This is a genomic window from Pseudomonas sp. (assembly GCF_035512415.1).
Classification (GTDB): domain Bacteria; phylum Pseudomonadota; class Gammaproteobacteria; order Pseudomonadales; family Pseudomonadaceae; genus Aquipseudomonas.
This window is the reverse complement of sequence record NZ_DATKDZ010000026.1, coordinates 52,920-68,750: the sequence shown is the minus strand read 5'-3', so window position 1 is coordinate 68,750 and position 15,831 is coordinate 52,920. Positions and strand designations below refer to the sequence as shown.

19 protein-coding genes are annotated in these 15,831 nt (G+C 62.2%); 8 read left to right on the top strand and 11 right to left on the bottom strand.

The features are described from left to right. Positions 1 to 46: 46 nt before the first annotated feature. From VMP31_RS12945 to folM, 5 genes are all read right to left on the bottom strand, one after another. A complete protein-coding gene (locus VMP31_RS12945) occupies positions 47 to 391 on the bottom strand; it encodes a HopJ type III effector protein (protein ID WP_325507727.1) in 345 nt (114 codons plus the stop codon). After that, positions 388 to 681 carry a DUF1244 domain-containing protein gene (locus tag VMP31_RS12940; protein ID WP_325507726.1) on the bottom strand — a complete coding sequence of 98 codons (294 nt, stop codon included), beginning with the start codon at positions 679 to 681 and terminating at the stop codon, positions 388 to 390. Before VMP31_RS12940 ends, VMP31_RS12945 begins: the two co-directional genes overlap by 4 nt. A 121-nt stretch (positions 682 to 802) precedes the next feature. Further along, on the bottom strand, positions 803 to 1,174 hold the full coding sequence (folX, locus tag VMP31_RS12935; RefSeq protein ID WP_325507724.1) for a dihydroneopterin triphosphate 2'-epimerase: 372 nt from the start codon (positions 1,172 to 1,174) through the stop codon (positions 803 to 805). Further along, positions 1,174 to 1,722, bottom strand: coding sequence for a GTP cyclohydrolase I FolE (gene folE, locus VMP31_RS12930; RefSeq protein ID WP_414705459.1), 549 nt, complete (start codon positions 1,720 to 1,722; stop codon positions 1,174 to 1,176). Before folE ends, folX begins: the two co-directional genes overlap by 1 nt. Positions 1,723 to 1,756: 34 nt before the next feature. Then, on the bottom strand, positions 1,757 to 2,467 hold the full coding sequence (gene folM, locus VMP31_RS12925) for a dihydromonapterin reductase (RefSeq protein WP_325507720.1): 711 nt from the start codon (positions 2,465 to 2,467) through the stop codon (positions 1,757 to 1,759). Between the two features lie 321 nt (positions 2,468 to 2,788). Here folM and VMP31_RS12920 point away from each other — a divergent pair, with 321 nt between their 5' ends. Then, positions 2,789 to 3,034, top strand: a complete 246-nt coding sequence (locus VMP31_RS12920) for a hypothetical protein (RefSeq protein WP_325507718.1) — start codon at positions 2,789 to 2,791, stop codon at positions 3,032 to 3,034. Positions 3,035 to 3,040: 6 nt separating this feature from the next. Here the strand turns inward: VMP31_RS12920 and VMP31_RS12915 are convergent, their stop codons facing one another. After that, on the bottom strand, positions 3,041 to 3,463 hold the full coding sequence (locus VMP31_RS12915) for a DUF393 domain-containing protein (protein ID WP_325507716.1): 423 nt from the start codon (positions 3,461 to 3,463) through the stop codon (positions 3,041 to 3,043). A gap of 91 nt (positions 3,464 to 3,554) precedes the next feature. On the opposite strand from VMP31_RS12915, the gene VMP31_RS12910 reads away from it, so the two are divergent. Together VMP31_RS12910 and VMP31_RS12905 are read left to right on the top strand one after the other, a co-directional pair. Next, a complete protein-coding gene (locus tag VMP31_RS12910; RefSeq protein ID WP_325507715.1) occupies positions 3,555 to 4,508 on the top strand; it encodes a MerR family transcriptional regulator in 954 nt (317 codons plus the stop codon). Between the two features lie 189 nt (positions 4,509 to 4,697). Beyond that, positions 4,698 to 6,476: an acyl-CoA dehydrogenase C-terminal domain-containing protein gene (locus VMP31_RS12905; protein ID WP_325507713.1), complete on the top strand. Its 1,779-nt coding sequence runs from the start codon at positions 4,698 to 4,700 to the stop codon at positions 6,474 to 6,476. A 141-nt stretch (positions 6,477 to 6,617) separates the two neighbouring features. Here VMP31_RS12905 and VMP31_RS12900 read toward each other — a convergent pair whose 3' ends face one another. Beyond that, positions 6,618 to 7,223: a hypothetical protein gene (locus tag VMP31_RS12900; protein WP_325507711.1), complete on the bottom strand. Its 606-nt coding sequence runs from the start codon at positions 7,221 to 7,223 to the stop codon at positions 6,618 to 6,620. Between the two features lie 52 nt (positions 7,224 to 7,275). Continuing rightward, positions 7,276 to 7,737: a PAS domain-containing protein gene (locus VMP31_RS12895; RefSeq protein ID WP_325507709.1), complete on the bottom strand. Its 462-nt coding sequence runs from the start codon at positions 7,735 to 7,737 to the stop codon at positions 7,276 to 7,278. 112 nt (positions 7,738 to 7,849) lie between these two features. On the opposite strand from VMP31_RS12895, the gene VMP31_RS12890 reads away from it, so the two are divergent. The 5 genes from VMP31_RS12890 to VMP31_RS12870 all read left to right on the top strand — a co-directional run bounded on the left by VMP31_RS12890 (position 7,850) and on the right by VMP31_RS12870 (position 11,718). Beyond that, on the top strand, positions 7,850 to 8,302 hold the full coding sequence (locus tag VMP31_RS12890; protein ID WP_325507707.1) for a flavodoxin: 453 nt from the start codon (positions 7,850 to 7,852) through the stop codon (positions 8,300 to 8,302). Between the two features lie 203 nt (positions 8,303 to 8,505). Then, positions 8,506 to 9,288 carry a class II aldolase/adducin family protein gene (locus VMP31_RS12885; RefSeq protein WP_325507705.1) on the top strand — a complete coding sequence of 261 codons (783 nt, stop codon included), beginning with the start codon at positions 8,506 to 8,508 and terminating at the stop codon, positions 9,286 to 9,288. After that, a complete protein-coding gene (locus tag VMP31_RS12880) occupies positions 9,285 to 10,190 on the top strand; it encodes an alpha/beta hydrolase (protein ID WP_325507703.1) in 906 nt (301 codons plus the stop codon). The genes VMP31_RS12885 and VMP31_RS12880 overlap by 4 nt, the downstream gene beginning before the upstream one ends. Further along, positions 10,169 to 10,699 carry a DUF1569 domain-containing protein gene (locus VMP31_RS12875; protein ID WP_325507701.1) on the top strand — a complete coding sequence of 177 codons (531 nt, stop codon included), beginning with the start codon at positions 10,169 to 10,171 and terminating at the stop codon, positions 10,697 to 10,699. Before VMP31_RS12880 ends, VMP31_RS12875 begins: the two co-directional genes overlap by 22 nt. Before the next feature lie 107 nt (positions 10,700 to 10,806). Next, the gene (locus tag VMP31_RS12870; protein WP_325507699.1) at positions 10,807 to 11,718 is read left to right on the top strand and encodes an SDR family oxidoreductase; all 912 of its coding nucleotides are present in this window, start codon (positions 10,807 to 10,809) and stop codon (positions 11,716 to 11,718) included. 193 nt (positions 11,719 to 11,911) lie between these two features. Here VMP31_RS12870 and VMP31_RS12865 read toward each other — a convergent pair whose 3' ends face one another. The 3 genes from VMP31_RS12865 to VMP31_RS12855 form a co-directional block, all read right to left on the bottom strand. Next, positions 11,912 to 13,450 carry a sigma-54-dependent transcriptional regulator gene (locus tag VMP31_RS12865; RefSeq protein WP_325507697.1) on the bottom strand — a complete coding sequence of 513 codons (1,539 nt, stop codon included), beginning with the start codon at positions 13,448 to 13,450 and terminating at the stop codon, positions 11,912 to 11,914. 192 nt (positions 13,451 to 13,642) lie between these two features. Next, entirely contained in the window at positions 13,643 to 14,323 is a 681-nt protein-coding gene (locus VMP31_RS12860; protein ID WP_325507695.1) for a response regulator, read from the bottom strand. Continuing rightward, positions 14,323 to 15,708, bottom strand: coding sequence for an ATP-binding protein (locus tag VMP31_RS12855; RefSeq protein ID WP_325507693.1), 1,386 nt, complete (start codon positions 15,706 to 15,708; stop codon positions 14,323 to 14,325). The genes VMP31_RS12860 and VMP31_RS12855 overlap by 1 nt, the downstream gene beginning before the upstream one ends. Between the last annotated feature and the right edge of the window lie 123 nt (positions 15,709 to 15,831).

Here is a 15,831-nt window from a genome sequence, read left to right as displayed (position 1 = left end):
TCTTTGCCGACAGTTGCGCAAGTTTCTGCGCGCTGTAGGGGCTGTCTTAGAGCGCCTTGTGTTGCAGCGAAGGCTGCTCGAAGTGCACGCCGGCCAGGCCGGTGTCCATCAGCGCGCGGATATTGCCGTGGTCGTTGCCGTCCGGGGTGGCCAGCACGCTGCGGTAGTGTTCGCCGAAGCACAGCAGGGCCTCTTCCAGGCTTAAACCTTCGAGCAGGGCCAAACCCAGGGTCTTGCACGAGCCTTCGTTCTGCCCGGCGGCATTGGCCACCGGACCATTGCTGAAGGCGCTGGGCTGGTAGTCATAGTGATCGGCGATAAAGGCCAGGGTTTCGCTAAAGGCGAAGTGTTCACTGCGCAGGCGGGCGCGGAAGTCGCTCAGGGTGTTCATTGGGGCTTTCCTTTGGCGAAGGCCGCCTGCTGCTCGGCGCTGGCTTCCTTCTGGTATTTGGCTTTCCATTCGGCATAGGGCATGCCGTAGATTTCTTCGCGGGCCTCGTCGGGGGTGACCTGCACGCCGATATCGTCGGCGGCGGCCTTGAACCACTTGGACAGGCAGTTGCGGCAGAAGCCGGCCTGGTTCATCAGGTCGATGTTCTGCACATCGGGGCGCGAACGCAGGTGTTGCACCAGGCTGCGGAAGGCGGCGGCTTCGAGTTCGAGACGTTCTTGTTCGGTCATGGCGATGCTCTCATGGGGCGGGCAGGGGAGAGGTTGCCGGCGATGATAAGAGCATGGCCGCCTGGCGGCAACGGCCCCGGCGCAGGACGCGCCGGGAATCTGCAGGGCGTTTCTCAGCAGTCTATCTATGCCCGGCGAGGGTGATGGATACCGATTCGGCAAAGCGCAGGGCGTGCAGTTTATCCACTTCCACTTCGGCGTAGCACACGTCCGGGTTGGCCATCACCAGGTCGAGAATCTCCTGGGTCATGCGCTCCAGCAGGGCGAAGCGGTTTTCTTCGACGTGGCGAATCACTGCCTTGGTGATGGTGCGGTAGTTCAGGGCGTGGTCGATATCGTTATCGCGCACCGCTTCCACGGCGGGATAGAGGATGGTCAGGTTGATCAACACATCCTGCTTGTTGTTGATCTCCTCCTCCTTGATGCCGATGTAGGTGCGCAGACGCAGGTCCTTGACGCGGATGCGCGCCATCCCAGGTTCCAGTCGCGGCATTACTTGCTCCGTCCGATCAGTTGCAGGAATTCATGGCGAGTGTTGCAGGATTCGCGGAAGGCTCCAAGCATCACCGAGGAGGTCATCACCGAGTTCTGCTTCTCCACTCCACGCATCATCATGCACATATGCTTGGCCTCGATCACCACGGCCACGCCAGCGGCGTTGGTGACCTGCTGCACGGCATCGGCGATCTGCTTGGTAAGGTTTTCCTGAATTTGCAAACGCCGCGCGAACATATCGACGATGCGCGCCACCTTCGATAGGCCCAGCACCTTGCCGGTGGGGATATAGGCCACGTGAGCCTTGCCGATAAACGGCAGCATATGGTGCTCGCACAGCGAGTACAGCTCGATATCACGGACGATCACCATCTCGTCGTTATCCGACTCGAACAGCGCGCCGTTGACCACTTCTTCCAGGCTCTTGTGGTAGCCGTTGCACAGGTACTGCATGGCCTTGGCGGCGCGCTTGGGGGTGTCCAGCAGGCCTTCGCGCTCGGGGTTTTCACCAACGCCGACGATGATTTCGCGGTAGTGGTCAAGCATCTGAGAATTCATTACAGGGTCCTCGCGGTGCCCCTCACTTGAGGTGGCGGCCGCCGTTGACAGTCAGTGTTGTGCCGGTGACGTAAGGGTTGTCGAGCAGGTAGCGCAAGCTCTGGTAGATCACTTGGGGCCCGGGTTCTATGCCCAGTGCCGATTTATTCAGGGTTTTACTGCGGTAGTCGGCGTCGTCGTCCGGGTTGAACAGAATCAGCGCCGGGGCGATGCCGTTGACCTTGATCTGCGGGGCAAAGCGTGCGGCAAACGACAGAGTCAGGCTGTCCAGCCCGGCCTTACTGGCGCAGTAGGCCGGACGTTTGGCGCTGCCCTTGCGCGTGACATCGTCGCTGATATGCACGATATCGGCGGGTGTCGAACGGCGCAGTAGGTCTTCGCAGTGCAGGTTGATCAGGTAGGGCGCAAGCATATGTACGGCAAACAGCTGCTGAAAGGCGGCCGCTTCCTGGCCCGCTTGTTCATCCAGCCAGTCGGAGGCGTTGTGCACGATGGCGCGCAGGCTATCGGTGTGGCTTTTCAGCAACTCGATAAACGCCAGGATGCTGGCTTCGCTGGAAAAATCCGCCTGCAAGGCCAGAGCGCCGCGCTGCCTCAGTGCCTCGACGCCCTCGCGCTCATTGCGGTAAGTAACAATCAGCGCATGGCCGTCATCCAGCAGGCGTTCGGCGCAGTACAGGCCGATACGCTGGCTGGCTCCGGTAATCAGGATAGGGGCGGCGCTGAGGCTCATGCTCGACTCTGCAGAAGAATAAGGGGTGGGTTCAGCGACGCTGCGCCGGGATACCTGACCAGTAGGACGCGGCCTCGACTGAACCAGGAGTAAAGTTATACCAGCAATGCGCTTTGTACAACCATCTGCACTGTGTGGGTACTGGGTGTGATGGCGGTATTTTGCCTATTTTATTGAGCTGCAAGGGATTTCGTCGAAGATAAGGCGCTGAAATAATTGTTTCTATCGTGTACAAACATAGAAATCTTGTACAGCTATAAGGTGTTCGCTATGGGGGCTTGGCAGCTGCGATTGGCGTTGATCTGTCGGCAGGTCAGGCAGGTGGATATATGGGTAGTGCGGGGCGTGGGTTATGCGGTACGGGTGGTTACCCGTGATGGCCAGGTGCATGCGCTGTGCCCGCAGGTGCCGCAGCGCCTGTGGCCCACGTGGCCGCCACTGAAGCTGCGCCTGCGATGCTGCGGGGTGCGTCAGGTGGTTTTGCACCAGGCGGAAAGCCACGATGAAATAATCGGTCGCCCAGCAATGCTTGAGGCTGACCCGGGTCTGGCCATGCCGTTGCGGTAGGCAGGCTTAGGGTTGCGCGCGGCTCGAACAGGTCTTGTCCTTGCAGCGCTGGCCGGCATCCGGGTGGGGCAGCCAGTCGAGGTGAGGGCGCAGCCGGCAGAACAGGCGGTAGCCCAGCTCGAACAGTGGCCGTAAGGGTCGCCAGGCCAGAGGCGCGGCCCAGGTGCCCATGCCCGCCGCGCGCCAGCTCCACAGGGTGGCGTCCAGCCCGGTCAGCCACTGGCCGTCGGCAAAGTGTGCGTGTAGGCGCTCTTGCAGGGTTTTCTGAGTCAGGCCGAGGGCGCTTGCCTGGAAGCCGGGCTGGCTGATATCCACCAGCTGCAGGCGTTGTCGGTCTGCGCGCTGGCGCAGCAGGCGTATCTCCCTGGCGCACAGCGGACAACTGCCGTCGTAGTAAAGGGTTAGGGGCCATTGCGGTGAGTTGTTCATGGTCTAACTCTTTGTATAAGTGTTGTACAAAGTATGCGCTAAAGAGCTGAGTTACAATGCGCGTAACATTTTTCCTGTGATGCCGCCTCCCATGTCCGATCACGCCGGTGCTTCGTCCCTCGTTTCGAATGCCCTCAAGCAGGAAGAGTTGTTTCCTATTCGCGAGGTTGCGCGTTTGACCGGGGTCAATCCGGTCACTCTGCGCGCCTGGGAGCGGCGTTATGGGTTGATCCAGCCGACCCGTACCGAGAGTGGCCATCGCCTCTATTCCCTGGTGGATATCGAGTCGGTGCGCAGCATTCTGGCGTGGATCGAACGCGGCGTTTCGGTGAGCAAGGTTGGCAAGATCCTCGCCAAAAGCAGCTCGATCAAGGCGGCCAGTGCCCCGGTCTATGAAGAAGTCAGCGCCAGCGAATGGGCTGAGTGGCAGGCACAGCTGCGCCGTGCCATCGCGGCCTTCGACGAGGGGCGACTGGACCGTCTGTATGGCCAGGTGTTTTCCAGCTACCCACTGCCGGTGGTGTTTCAGGACATCCTGATGCCGCTGTGGCAGGAGCTGTTGCTGCGTCAGGACGAGTACGGCCAGACCAGCGAGTGGCTGTTTCTCGATACCTTCCTGCGCGCGCGCACCTTGCAGCGCCTGCAGATGATGCGCGCTCAGGTCGAGGAGCGGGTGCTGCTGGCGGCCTTGCCGGGCCATTGCCGCGAGCTGGAACTACTGGTCGCCGGCTTGCTGCTGAGCAGTTCCGAGGTCGCGGTCAGCGTGCTGGGGCTGGGTCAGCCGCTGGAAGAGCTGACCCTGATCTGCGAGAAGATGCAGCCCCAGGCGCTGGTGCTGTTCTCCAACCAGCCGCCCAGCGATGATCTGCCGCGAATGCTCGCGCGCCTGGCTCTGGCGCTGGATTGCCCGCTGGTGATGGCCGGTGATGGTGCCGATCTGGCCGAGGAAAGCCTCAGTGGCTCACCGATTGCCTGCCTGGGTAATGAAGGGCGTCTGATGCAGCGCCGCCTGCAGCAGTTTCTGGCCGGCCACCTGGATACCTGATTCCTCCTATTAAGTACGCCTGAATAGTCGCGGTCGCCGCCAAAGCGACCGCGCTTTCGCGTGTCTGCGATTTGGCGCTGATTCTGAATGGTTGTACAGGATGTACAGAAAATTGCTTGCTATCTGAGTCTTTAGGCTATACAAAAGCTATACATTGTTTATTTGTGTACAGCTTGAGGGCTTGGCAACATGACTCAATACCGCGCACCCCTTCGTGATATGCGTTTCGTTTTTGACGAGGTGCTCGACGCTTATGCCACCTTGCAGTCGCTGCCTGGTCAGCGCGAGTTCGGAGACGACCTCGGTGGCGCCATTCTGCAAGAAGCCGCCAAGCTGGCGGAGAACGTCCTGGCTCCGCTCAACAGTTCCGGCGACAAGCAGGGCTGCACCTACGACCCGCAGAGCAAATCGGTGAAGGCACCGGATGGTTTCCGCGCCGCTTACCAGCAGTTCGCCGAAGGCGGCTGGACCGCGCTGGCCTGCGCACCTGAGTTCGGCGGCCAGGGCTTGCCCCATGTGCTGAACATGATGGTTGAGGAGATGGTCTGCTCGGCCAACCTGTCGTTGGGCATGTACCCGGGCCTGACCCATGGCGCGATAAATGCGCTGACCGCCCATGGCGCGCGTGAATTGCAGGAGCGCTACCTATCCAAACTGATCAGCGGCGAATGGACCGGCACCATGTGCCTGACCGAACCGCAGTGTGGCACCGATCTGGGCCTGATCCGTACCCGCGCCTTACCGCAGGCAGACGGCAGCTATGCCATCAGCGGCACCAAGATCTGGATCACCGGCGGTGAGCACGATCTGGTCGACAATATCCTGCACCTGGTATTGGCCAAGCTGCCCGATGCCCCGGACAGCGTGAAAGGTATTTCGCTGTTCCTAGTGCCCAAGTTCCTCGAGGACGGTAGCCGTAACCCGGCGTTCTGCGGCGGCCTGGAACACAAAATGGGTATCAAGGGCTCAGCCACCTGCGTGATGAATTTTGAGGGTGCCCAGGGCTGGTTGATCGGTGAGCCGAACAAGGGCCTCAAGTGCATGTTCACCATGATGAACTCGGCGCGTCTGATGGTCGGCATGCAGGGTCTTGGCATTGCTGAAAGTGCCTATCAGGTCAGCTTGGGCTTCGCTAAAGAGCGCCTGCAAAGTCGCTCGCTGTCCGGCCCGAAAGCGGCGGACAAGCCGGCAGACCCGATCATCGTGCACCCCGATGTACGGCGCATGTTGCTGCGCCAGAAGGTGATGATCGAAGGTTGCCGCGCGCTGGCGTATTTCACCGGCCTGCATGAAGACGTTGCCCATGATCACGAAGACCCTGCAGTACGTGAGCAGGCCGATGATCTGGTGCAGTTGCTGACTCCGGTGGTGAAGTCATTCCTTACCGATGAAGGCTTCAACTGCGCCAACGAAGGCTTGCAGGTGCTGGGTGGCTCCGGTTTCACCGAGGATTGGGGCATTGAGCAATTGGTACGTGATTCGCGGATTACCCGCATCTACGAAGGCACCAACGGCATTCAGGCGCTCGACTTGGTCGGGCGCAAGCTGGGCTTGGGTGGCGGTCGCGCGGTGCGCAATTACTTCGCCCTGGTCGAGGGTTGGCTCAGGGCCAACCCCGAGGCTGAGCACGTTGCCGCCGTGGGTGCTGCGCTTAAGCAGTTGCAGCAGGCCACCCTCTGGATTGCCAGCGAGGGCATGAAAGACCCCGAGCAGGCCGGTGCGGCCGCAACGCCTTATCTGCGCCTGTTTGCGCTGACCAGTCTGGCCTGGATGTGGGCACGCATGGCCGCGGTGGCCAAGGCCAAGCTGGCGCAAGGCAGCACGGAAACCCTGTTTTATGGTGCCAAGTTGAAGTCTGCGGATTTCTTTATGGCGCGCATCCTGACTGAAACCGACAGCCTGCTGGCTGAGGTCAAGGCCGGCAAAGCCACGCTGATGGCCTTTAGCGAAGAGGAATTTGCTGCCTGAAACGACTGCGCAATCCGGTAGCCAGCTGTTTTGCCCATTTTCGGCTATCGGATTTTTTTATCCCTGCTGCAGGAGCTTCTCCTGCACTTTAGGCCCGCGCTGATTGCGGGTTTTTTTTTGCCTGGAATAAAAGGCTGGGGGTCAGAGCGAGTGCTGGTGCTGCTCCAGCAGGCGATGCTGCAGGTAGATAAATTGGCGCAGCAGCTCATCGCTTTGCGGGTCCAGCGTATGCAGTTGGTAGGCCAGCAGGCCGCTCTCGGTTTCGCGGACGAAAACCCCGGATACGGCAATCGGTTCCTGCTCGCCCACCGGCAATACCAACTGAAAGCGTTTGGGGGCTTTGCGCCGCGCCCGCTGTTCGATCAGTGCGCCATTCATCGACAGCTGATGAATCCACAGGTTGCTGGGCTGCGCGTTGAGTTTATGCAGTGGCAGCGGTTCGGGCAGGGGCGAGCGCCAGGCGCGATTGATTTCACCTTCATCGAAAATCTGCGGGGCGCTGAGTTGCAGGCAGGGCGAGTTCTGCTCGTCCTGGCTAAGGTGCAGGTCAAAGGTCAGGTGCTGGTTGGCGATATGCGCGTGCAGGCTCAGCGGTTCATCGGCCGAGTAGTGCGACAGCAGTTCGCTGAGCTGCTTGCCAATATCCACCGGCAGACGCGGTTGGCTGCTCTGCTCGGTAGTGGCGGACTGGTGCAGCTGGCGGAGAAAGGCCAATTCTGCCTGGGTCAGGAGTGCCTGTTCTTGCATGGAGGCGGTCTACATCAATCCCTAGAAGCTGTTGTGACCGCTGGTCTGGGGATTAGTTACTGCCGGTCGTCGGCTGCAGACGTGCCAGTTCGGCCTTGAGGATGGCCAGTTCGGCCTCCAGCTCCTTGACCCGCTCCTGGGCTTCGACCTGCTCGGTAACGTTCTTCTGGATGCCGATGTAGTAGGTCAGCTGGTCGGCGTCGTTAACCACCGGGGTAATCGACAGCTCGTTCCAGAACGGCGTGCCGTCCTTGCGGTAATTGCGGATGATTTGCCGGCACGGGCGGTGCGCCTTGACCGCTTCTCGGATGGCGGCCAGGCCAGGCTGGTCGCGGTCATCGGCCTGAAGGAAGCGGCAGTCCTGATAAAGGATGTCTTCGCTGGCGTAGCCGGTGAGTTTTTCAAAGGCGGGGTTGGCATAGATCAGGATGTTGTCGTCACCTTCCTGTTCGGCCACCACGATGCCGTCGTTGGAGGCGTTGATCACCAGTTGCAGCAGTTTGGCGTTGATCATGAGGCGATTTCCCAGTCTATGTCCGCTGCATTCTAAAACATCCGGGCGGGCTGTCTACTTGCGGCATAATGCCGGGCTTATCGATTTGGTTCTGACTGTTTCGGAGTTCTGCATGAAAATCGCCATTCTTTCCGGCTCGGTGTACGGCACTGCCGAGGAAGTTGCCCGCCACGCCGAGCGCCTGCTCAAGGCCGCCGGCCATGAGGCCTGGCATAACCCACGCGCCAGCCTGGCGGATATTCAGGCCTTTGCCCCTGAAGCATTTCTGGCTGTGACCTCGACCACCGGCATGGGCGAACTGCCGGATAATCTGCAGCCGCTGTACTTCGCCATCCGTGACCATCTGCCGGCCTGGAGCGGGTTGCCGGGTGGGGTAATTGCCCTGGGCGATTCCAGTTATGGCGATACCTTCTGCGGCGGCGGCGAGCTGGTGCGCGAGTTGTATGCCGAGCTGGGCATTCGCGAAGTGCAGCCGATGCTGCGCCTGGACAGCAGCGAAAGCGTGACCCCGGAAACCGACGCCGAGCCCTGGCTGGCGGACTTTATTGCGGCGCTGCAGGGCTGATACAGCCCGTACGCATGCGTTGAGCGTGGCGGGTTGTCGCTTTGCGCCGAGCGGCCGGCGTCCCGGGCCGCCCTACGCGCGGCAATCTCCCAACAGGTTTGACTCGCAAGGCCACCACGCTGGCCGCCAGAGCGACTCACCTTTGCTGCATCTCTCGCTAGACTCCTTGGCATTCCATAACAAGAACAGCCGAGGAATTCGCCATGACCGTTGCCCACGCTCTGCCTGTTATAAGCCTCAAGGATCAGGTGTCTGCCGCCGAATGGCAGGCCCGGGTGGATCTCGCCGCCTGTTACCGGCTGATCGCCCTGTATGGCTGGGATGATCTGATCTTCACCCATATCTCGGCGAAGATTCCCGGCAGCGAAGATTTCCTGATCAACCCCTATGGCCTGATGTTCCACGAGATCACCGCCTCCAGCCTGGTGAAGATCGACCTGGCCGGCAACAAGCTGATGGACAGCCCATTCGACATCAACCCGGCCGGCTACACCATTCACAGCGCCGTGCACGAGGTGCGCCACGATGTCGGCTGCGTGCTGCATATTCATACCCCGCAGGGGATTGCGGTTTCCGCGCAGAAGCAGGGTTTGCTGCCACTGTCGCAGCAGTCGCTGTTTGTTCTCGCCAGCCTGGCTTACCACGGCTATGAGGGTGTGGCCCTGAACCATGACGAGAAGTCGCGGTTGCAGGCGGATCTGGGCGACAAGAACTTTATGATCCTGCCCAACCACGGCCTACTTACCGCCTTTGGCAGCATTGCCGACGCTTTCCTCGGCATGTTCACCCTGCAGCGCGCCTGCGAGATTCAGGTGATGGCGCAGGGCGGCGGCACCGAGCTGATCCATATCCCGCAGCAGGTGCTCGACGGTGCCCGGGCGATGCTCGCCGGGGTGATGAAAAGCCCACAGGGCATGGGCGGTGCCTTGCCGTGGCCGGCGCTGCTGCGCAAGCTCGATCAGCAGATGCCCGGTTACGCCGCATGAGTGCGCGGCCAGGCATCGCTCTGGCGGACTGGCGCGCTCAGGGCTTGAACTTCAGCTTTCAAGGCCATGCCGTACGCTACTGGACGGCGGGGCAGGGCGAGCCCCTGCTGCTGATCCATGGCTTTCCCACCGCCAGTTGGGACTGGCATTACCTGTGGGCGCCACTGGCGGCGCGTTACCGGCTGATTGCCTGCGATATGCTCGGTTTTGGTGACTCGGCCAAGCCGCGTGACCATGCCTATAGCCTGCTTGAGCAGGCTGATCTGCAACAGGCGTTGTTGGCGCATTTGGGCGTGTCCGCATCTGTGCATGTTCTGGCCCATGACTACGGCGACAGCGTGGCCCAGGAACTGCTCGCCCGGCATCAGGATGGGCGCATCGCGCTGGCCAGCTGCGTATTTCTTAACGGCGGCCTGTTTCCGGAAACCCATCACCCGGTGCTGGTGCAGAAGCTGCTGCTCAGCCCCATTGGCCCGCTGATCGGCCGGCTATTTAGTCGCAAGAAGCTGGCCGCTAGCTTTGCCCAGGTGTTCGGCCCGCATACCCAGCCAAGCATCAGCGAACTGGATGATTTCTGGAGCCTGATTGCCGCTAATGACGGGCCTGGGGTGATGCATCGGTTGATCCGCTATATACCCGAGCGCCGTCAGCAGCGTGAGCGTTGGGTCACGGCCATGCAGGCCACGGCTGTGCCAATGCGGGTGATCGATGGTGCTGACGACCCGATTTCCGGCGCGCATATGGTGGCGCGCTACCGTGAGCTGATTGCCAATGCCGACACCGTGCTGCTTGATGGGATCGGCCATTACCCGCAGACCGAGGCAGCGGATCAGGTGCTGACGCATTACCTGCAATTTCGTAAACGGCTGGAGACCAAAGAATGCAGCGACGCACTGTCTTAAAGGGAGCCGCCCTGGGCGGTGTGACGATTCTGGGTGCCGGGTTCTGGGCATTGCCCAGCGGCGAGGCACCGGCGGCCCTGAGTCTGGACGGAGCGCAGCAGGTGCTGGCCGGGTTGGTCGATAAACCGCTGTCGAGCGTCAAGGGCTGGAGCCCGGCCGAGGTGTTCAACCACTGCGCGCAGAGCATCGAGTATTCCATCAGCGGTTATCCCGAACTCAAGCACGGCTGGTTTCGCAGCAGCGTCGGTCCGTTGGCCTTTAGCGTATTTGCCGCGCGTGGGGCCATGCGCCACGCGCTGGATGAGGCCATTCCCGGCGCAGCCCCACTAAATACGCCTGCCACCCAAGCCCAGGCGCTGCAGCGTTTGCAGCAGGCTTTTACCGACTTCGCCGCTTACCAGGGCGAGCTGCAACCGCACTTTGCCTATGGCGCGTTAGATCACGCTGACTATGCCCAGGCCCATGTGCTGCATCTCTTTAATCATTTGAGTCTGATCCGCCCTGCCTGACTATCCCGCTGCTTTATCGCGCACCATTCAGCGCGGCTCGTGTCTATTGTGACCAGAGCGCGCCTGCTGGACACTCAGGACATTGTTAATCTGCCGAGGAATGCTGCATGAGCGACGCCATCCGTTTTCAAGATCAGGTTGTAATCGTCACCGGGGCCGGCGGCGGCCTGGGCCGCGCCCATGCGCTGCTGTTCGCCAAACACGGTGCCAAGGTGGTGGTCAACGATCTGGGCGGCAGCACCCACGGCGAAGGTGCCAACGCTTCGGCGGCCGACAAAGTGGTCGAGGAAATCCGCGCCGCGGGCGGCACCGCAGTGGCCAACCATGACTCGGTGACCGACGGCGAGAAGATCGTGCAGTGCGCCCTGGATACTTTCGGCCGCATCGATGTGGTGGTGAATAACGCCGGCATCCTGCGCGACAAGACCTTCCACAAGATGGAAGACGCCGACTGGGACTTGGTTTACAAGGTTCACGTCGAAGGTGCCTACAAGGTCACCCGCGCCGCCTGGCCGCATATGCGCGAGCAGGGCTATGGCCGCATCATCTTCACCGCGTCCACTTCGGGCATCTACGGCAACTTCGGCCAGTCCAACTACGGCATGGCCAAGCTCGGCCTGTACGGCCTGACCCGCACCCTGGCCATTGAAGGGCGCAAGAACAATATCCTGGTCAACGCCATCGCCCCTACGGGCGGCACGCGCATGACCGAAGGGCTGATCCCACCGCAGGTGTTCGAGCAGCTCAAGCCTGAGCTGGTCAGCCCGCTGGTGGTGTACCTGGCGAGCAGCGCCTGCGAAGAAACCTCTGGGTTGTTTGAAGTCGGCGGCGGCTGGATGGGTAAAGTGCGTTGGGAGCGCAGCCTGGGTGCCGGCTTCGATCCGCGTGAAGGCTACAGCCCGGAAGACGTGGCGGCCAACTTCGCGCAGATCTGCGACTTCGAAGGCGCGGCCCACCCAGCCGACAACCTTGAAGCGCTAAAAGAAATGATGGCCCACCTGCAGAAATACGCGCTCTGATCGCGCTGGGCGGACATGCCCAAGGCTTGTCCGCCATCTGCGCTGCCAACGGTAGACCAGGCTTCGCCATGTCTACCCTACAAAGCCCGCTTTGTAGTCCGGATAAGCTTTAGCGCAATCCGGGAGCGATTTAACGACGGGCATTGCTCCCGGATTGCATCCGGGCTACCAGAGCGGTCTCCTGCGCTGGTCCTCAGGCCTTGCCCGGAATCCCATATTTGCGCAAACGCATGGCAATCGCGCTATGGGATGTGTGCAGGCGGGTTGCCAGTTGCCGGGTCGAGGGGTGGCTGGGGTAGAGTTTTTCCAGCAGGGCTTTTTCGAACTGGTCCACCGCCGCTTCCAGGCTGCTGACTTCGCCATCGGCCTGCTGCGCGGCCACTGCGGTGCCGGCGATATCCAGGTCATCAATCTGCACCAGGTTGCTTTCGCAGATGGCGGCGGCGCGGAAGATCACGTTCTGCAGTTGGCGCACATTGCCCGGCCAGCGGTTGCCCAGCAGTGCCGGGTAGGTGTCCGGTGTCAGGCGGCAGGGCAGGCGCTGGATCTGCGCGCAGGCCTGCTGCATAAAGTGCCGCGCCAGTAAAAGGATGTCCTGGCCGCGCTCGCGCAGGGGCGGTACTTCCAGGTTGAGCACGTTGAGGCGATAGAACAGATCCTCACGGAACGCGCCTTCGCCGACCATCTTTTCCAGATCGCGGTGGGTGGCGCTGAGGATGCGCACATTGACCTTGACCTCACGCTCGCCGCCGACCCGGCGGAAGGTGCCGTCGCTTAAAAAGCGCAGCAGCTTGGCTTGCAGGTAGGGCGACATTTCGCCGATTTCATCGAGAAATACCGTGCCCTGGTTGGCCAGTTCCAGCAGCCCCGGCTTGCCGCCGCGCTGGGCACCGGTAAAGGCACCGGGGGCATAGCCGAATAGCTCGCTTTCGGCGAGGTTCTCCGGCAATGCCGCGCAGTTCAGTGCGAGAAAAGGTGCGGTGCGTCGCGTGCTGATGGCGTGACAGGCGCGCGCTACCAGTTCCTTGCCGGTGCCGGTTTCACCCTGAATCAACAGCGGTGCATCCAGGGTGGCGACGCGCTGGGCACGGGTTTTCAGGTTGCGAATCGGTGCGGAGTCGCCGAGCAATGAGTCAAAACCCTCGGCGTGATCATGGTGCAGCGCCGCCAGACGTTCGCCGATGCGGCTCGGCGCATACAGGCTAAGCAGACCGCCGGCCAGATGGCGCGCACCACCGTCGACGCCTTCGGTGATCGGTTGCGCATCCAGCAGCAGAGCCTGGCCCTTGAGGGTGACCTCGCGCATTGGTAGGCGGAATTTCTGTTCGAGTAGTTCTGTCTGTAACTGGCTGTCGGCGAACAACTCGCCAATCCCCAGCCCCTCAGGCTGTTGGCCGCACAGCTCGATCAGCGCCGGGTTGGCCAGTAGCACGCGGCCCTGGTTATCGACCGCCAGCACCGGGTCGTTCATGGCCGCAAGCAGGGCGTCGAGCTGTAGATGGCGGCGCTGGCCGGGGAGGATGTCGACGATGGTCACCGCCTGTACGCCGCGCACCTTGAACAGCGCCTCGCGCAGCTCGTCGAGCACCTCTGGGCTTAAGGTCGGCGCGTCGATATAGACGTTCGGCGGCACCATCTCCACCGCATCCAGGTTGAGATTGCGCCCACCGAGCAGGGCCAGCACTTCCTGGGTGATGCCAACGCGGTCGATAAAGGTGACGTGAATACGCATGGGGCGACTGAGCTGCGAGGGGGAGGGGCAGAATACCCGGTCTGCCGGGCTTAGTTAACTGCGCTATTTTCTGCCAGGGCCTGGTACCCGGCTGTCTACGTGCAAAGCGCTGCTGGCGGGGGCGGTTGGCGTTGGAGTTGGTGCGCACGGCGCACCCTACGGGCAACACCGCGTTGGTGCATAGCCAAGGCCTCAGGGCTCCAGCTTGTAGCCTACGCCGTAGATCGAGTGAATCAGCTCCTGCCCAGGTGCCACCAGTTCCAGCTTGCGCCGCAGGTTTTTCACGTGGCTGTCCACGGTGCGGTCGGTGACCACGCGGTGGTCGTCGTACAGTCGATTCATCAACTGGTCGCGTGAATACACCCGGCCCGGCGTCGCCGCCAGGCAATGCAGCAGGCGGAATTCCACGGGCGTCAGGTCCAGCTCCACCCCGGCGTAGCTGGCCCGGTAGGTCGCCGCATCCAGCTGCAGGCCGCCGCTGGCCTGTGGCGGGCAGCGGCGCAGGATGGCCCGTACGCGGGCCATCACCTCGCGTGGGCTGAAGGGTTTGCAGATGTAGTCGTCGGCCCCCAGGTCCAGGCCGAGTAGGCGGTCTACTTCCTCGACCCGCGCGGTGATCAGCATGATCGGCACCTCGCTGAAACTGCGCAGCTCGCGGCAGATATCCAGGCCATCGCGGCCGGGCAGCATGATGTCGAGCAGGATCAGTTGCGGCTCGGCCGCCCGCACTGCTGGCACCACGGCCAGGCCGTCGTCCAGGCAGGTCACGCGGTGTCCGGCGGCCTGCAGGTAGTCGCGCAGCAGGGCGGCCAGTTTCGGTTCGTCCTCCACCACCAGGATGTCGGCGCTGCTCAGTTCGTCGTTGTTCAGCATCAACGTGCTTCCCGTGGCAGGCTCAGCTGCAACCACAGCCCGCCGAGTGGCGAGGGGCGGGCTTCCAGGCTGCCGCCGTGGGCTTCGGCAATGCTGCGGCAGATCGCCAGGCCCAGCCCCGAGCCGCCACTGGCCCTGCCGCGCGAGGCTTCGCCGCGGAAGAAGCGCTCGAACAGGCGCGGCAGGTCCGCCTCGGCCACCCCAGGCGCGGAGTCGAGCCAGTCCAGCACGATATGGCCGTTCTGTTCCAGCAGGCGAATGCGCAGGCGGCCGCCCGCTTCGGTGTAGCGCAGGCTGTTCTCCAGCAGGTTGCCGAGCAGTTGGCGCAGGCGCGCGGCATCGGCCAGCACCGGCTTGGCCGTCATGGGTAGCTGCAGCTCCAGGGTCAGGCCCTGTTCCTGGCAGCGTTCGCGGGCACCGGCCAGGCTCTCATGCAGCAGCTCGACCAGATCCAGCGGCTGCTTGCGGTAGGTCAGCGCGCCGACATCGGCCATCGACAGCTCATACAGGTCGTTGACCAGTTGGTTGAGCTGGCCGACTTCCTGTTGCAGCGAGTGCAGCGAGTCGCCGTCGAGCTTGCGCACACCGTCTTCCAGCGCCTCCAGCTCGCCGCGCAGCACCGCCAGTGGGGTGCGCAGTTCATGGGAGATATCGGCCATAAACTCACGGCGCAGTTGTTCGTTGCGCTCCAGGGTGTACGCCAGCTGGTTGAAGTCGCGGGCCAACTGGCCGACTTCGTCGTTGCTGCTGACGCTGACCCGCTCGGCATAATCGCCCGCGGTCAGGCGATGGGTTGCCGCCGCCACCTGGCGCACCGGGGCGAGCAGGCGACGCGCCGCCCACCCGGCGATCAGCGCCGCCAGCAGCAAAGACAGCGCCGCGACCGCCAGGCTGGCCAGCAACTGGCTACGCAGCAGGCGTTCGCCGCCGACCTCGGTAACGCTCTGGAACGGAGCCATGGCCAGCCAGCCGACGGTCTTGCCATCCACCTCGATGGGCATGCGCACGGCATCGGCCCCCATCTCGATAAAGCCCATGACCTTGTGCTGTTGCATGTCCAGCAGGGAGATACGGAACACCGCGCCGGTGAGGTCGGAAATCGGCAGATCCCACTTCGCGCGGTCGCGGATCTGATCGCCTTGCGGGTGAATCATGCCGAACCACTCATCGCGATTGTCACGCAGAAAATCCCAGCTGCCGTGGCTGCGATAAGCCTTGCCGAAACGCGGCAGCACGGTGGCCATGCGCTGCTCGGTCAACTCGTTGATATAGCCGATAAAGCCGCGGCTGAAACTCCAGCCGCCGGCCACGAACATGGCCAGGGCGACGAACAGAGCGGTGCTGAGCACGGCGAGGAAGAGTTTGCGCGACAGGCTGAGTTTCATGACGGTCCAGAACCGAGGGCGAGCCTCTATTAAGGCCGTCCGCAGCGCGGGATTCAACGCCCCGAGGGCAATCTCCAAATTCTCTGCACATTTGCCCGCCAGCATGGCCCGGTCGAAACACGA

Coding starts and splice junctions, on each gene's coding strand:
- VMP31_RS12945 (WP_325507727.1), bottom strand. CDS start 391: ATGAACACCCTGAGCGACTTCCGCGCCCGCCTGCGCAGTGAACACTTC.
- VMP31_RS12940 (WP_325507726.1), bottom strand. CDS start 681: ATGACCGAACAAGAACGTCTCGAACTCGAAGCCGCCGCCTTCCGCAGC.
- folX (WP_325507724.1), bottom strand. CDS start 1,174: ATGCCGCGACTGGAACCTGGGATGGCGCGCATCCGCGTCAAGGACCTG.
- folE (WP_414705459.1), bottom strand. CDS start 1,722: ATGCTTGACCACTACCGCGAAATCATCGTCGGCGTTGGTGAAAACCCC.
- folM (WP_325507720.1), bottom strand. CDS start 2,467: ATGAGCCTCAGCGCCGCCCCTATCCTGATTACCGGAGCCAGCCAGCGT.
- VMP31_RS12915 (WP_325507716.1), bottom strand. CDS start 3,463: ATGAACAACTCACCGCAATGGCCCCTAACCCTTTACTACGACGGCAGT.
- VMP31_RS12910 (WP_325507715.1), top strand. CDS start 3,555: ATGTCCGATCACGCCGGTGCTTCGTCCCTCGTTTCGAATGCCCTCAAG.
- VMP31_RS12905 (WP_325507713.1), top strand. CDS start 4,698: ATGACTCAATACCGCGCACCCCTTCGTGATATGCGTTTCGTTTTTGAC.
- VMP31_RS12900 (WP_325507711.1), bottom strand. CDS start 7,223: ATGCAAGAACAGGCACTCCTGACCCAGGCAGAATTGGCCTTTCTCCGC.
- VMP31_RS12895 (WP_325507709.1), bottom strand. CDS start 7,737: ATGATCAACGCCAAACTGCTGCAACTGGTGATCAACGCCTCCAACGAC.
- VMP31_RS12890 (WP_325507707.1), top strand. CDS start 7,850: ATGAAAATCGCCATTCTTTCCGGCTCGGTGTACGGCACTGCCGAGGAA.
- VMP31_RS12885 (WP_325507705.1), top strand. CDS start 8,506: ATGACCGTTGCCCACGCTCTGCCTGTTATAAGCCTCAAGGATCAGGTG.
- VMP31_RS12880 (WP_325507703.1), top strand. CDS start 9,285: ATGAGTGCGCGGCCAGGCATCGCTCTGGCGGACTGGCGCGCTCAGGGC.
- VMP31_RS12875 (WP_325507701.1), top strand. CDS start 10,169: ATGCAGCGACGCACTGTCTTAAAGGGAGCCGCCCTGGGCGGTGTGACG.
- VMP31_RS12870 (WP_325507699.1), top strand. CDS start 10,807: ATGAGCGACGCCATCCGTTTTCAAGATCAGGTTGTAATCGTCACCGGG.
- VMP31_RS12865 (WP_325507697.1), bottom strand. CDS start 13,450: ATGCGTATTCACGTCACCTTTATCGACCGCGTTGGCATCACCCAGGAA.
- VMP31_RS12860 (WP_325507695.1), bottom strand. CDS start 14,323: ATGCTGAACAACGACGAACTGAGCAGCGCCGACATCCTGGTGGTGGAG.
- VMP31_RS12855 (WP_325507693.1), bottom strand. CDS start 15,708: ATGAAACTCAGCCTGTCGCGCAAACTCTTCCTCGCCGTGCTCAGCACC.